Source organism: Rhodococcus sp. NPDC078407, from assembly GCF_044542515.1.
Lineage (GTDB): Bacteria > Actinomycetota > Actinomycetes > Mycobacteriales > Mycobacteriaceae > Rhodococcoides.
In genome coordinates, this window is sequence record NZ_JBITUQ010000059.1 from 1 (window position 1) to 1,293 (window position 1,293).

Sequence of the window (1,293 nt, forward strand, 5' to 3'; positions counted from 1 at the left end):
TGAGGTTCCCCCCGGATGGTGGACACCGAGATAGCGGGATCAATGGTTCCGCTGGAAGGATGTCCTCATGTCCCGCAAACGCAGGTCTTTCACGACCGAGTACAAGGTCGAGGCCGCCCGCAGGGTGATCGATTCCGGCCGCACCATCGCCGAGGTCGCCCGCGAACTGGGTATCAACGAAGCCCTCCTCGGTCGATGGGTCGCCGATGAGCGCCGGCGAATCGAAGCCGCCGCAGCATCCGGCGATCAACCGCTCACCGCCGCCGAGCGCACCGAACTCGCCAGGTTGCGCAAGCAGGTATCCGAGCAAGAGAAAGACATCGCGTTCCTGAAAAAAGCGTCCGCGTACTTCGCGGCCAATCAACAAAAGTAGAGCTCTACACGTTGATGGCCGCGGAGTACGCGAACTCCGCAGTTCACCGGATGGCACGCCTTCTCGAGGTGTCAGCCTCCGGCTTCTACAAGCACCAAGGACGCAGTGTGACTACCCGATTGGCAGAACGACAGCAACGTAGAGCCGATCTGGAGATCAAGATCCTCGCGATCCACCAGGAGTCGAAAGGCGTGTACGGAGCACCCCGCATCACCGCTGAGCTCCACGATCGAGGAGAGGTGATCACCGAGAAAACCGTCGCCAAGATCATGCGGTCACTCGGTGTCGTCGGCATCAGCCCACGCACATTCAAGGTCCGCACCACCGTGGTCGATCCGTTCGCCTCGTTCCCCGATGATCTGGTTCAGCGCCACTTCGATCAGGGCGAACTCGACGCAGTGTGGACCTCGGACATCACATATCTGACCTGCGGGGAGGGTGATATGTACCTTTGTGCGATCAAGGACGAGCACTCGAAGAAGGTGCTCGGGTGGGCCGTGGCCGATCACATGCGCACCGAGCTTGTCCTCGAAGCGTTGGAGATGGCGGTCGCCGAACGCGGCGGCGATGTTGCGGGCACAATCATGCACTCAGACAGAGGATCTCAGTACACAGCTGACATCATGAAGCAGGCGTGTGAACGCTACGGGTTGCGGCGTTCGATGGGTGAAACCGGTATTTGCTGGGACAACGCCGGCGCGGAGAGTCTGTGGTCGACGTTCAAGCACGAGTACTACTACCGCCACACCTTCGTTCATGCCACTGAATTGGTTGCTGCAGTTGACAACTGGATGAACTTCTACAACACTCGGCGTAGGCACTCCACGATCGGGATGCTCAGCCCCACCACGTACGAACAGTCACTGATCGCGCCCATCATGGCCGCGTGACCACTGTCCACTTTTCGGGGGGAACCTCAG

At 59.9% G+C, this 1,293-nt stretch carries 2 protein-coding genes; both read left to right on the forward strand.

Annotated features, from left to right (window positions below; genetic code table 11):
- The first annotated feature begins 67 nt into the window (after window positions 1-67).
- On the forward strand, window positions 68-373 hold the full coding sequence (locus ACIGGF_RS25350; protein WP_347873388.1) for a transposase: 306 nt from the start codon (window positions 68-70) through the stop codon (window positions 371-373).
- Window positions 301-1,263, forward strand: coding sequence for an IS3 family transposase (locus tag ACIGGF_RS25355; protein ID WP_347873426.1), 963 nt, complete (start codon window positions 301-303; stop codon window positions 1,261-1,263). Before ACIGGF_RS25350 ends, ACIGGF_RS25355 begins: the two co-directional genes overlap by 73 nt.
- The last annotated feature ends 30 nt before the right edge of the window (window positions 1,264-1,293 follow it).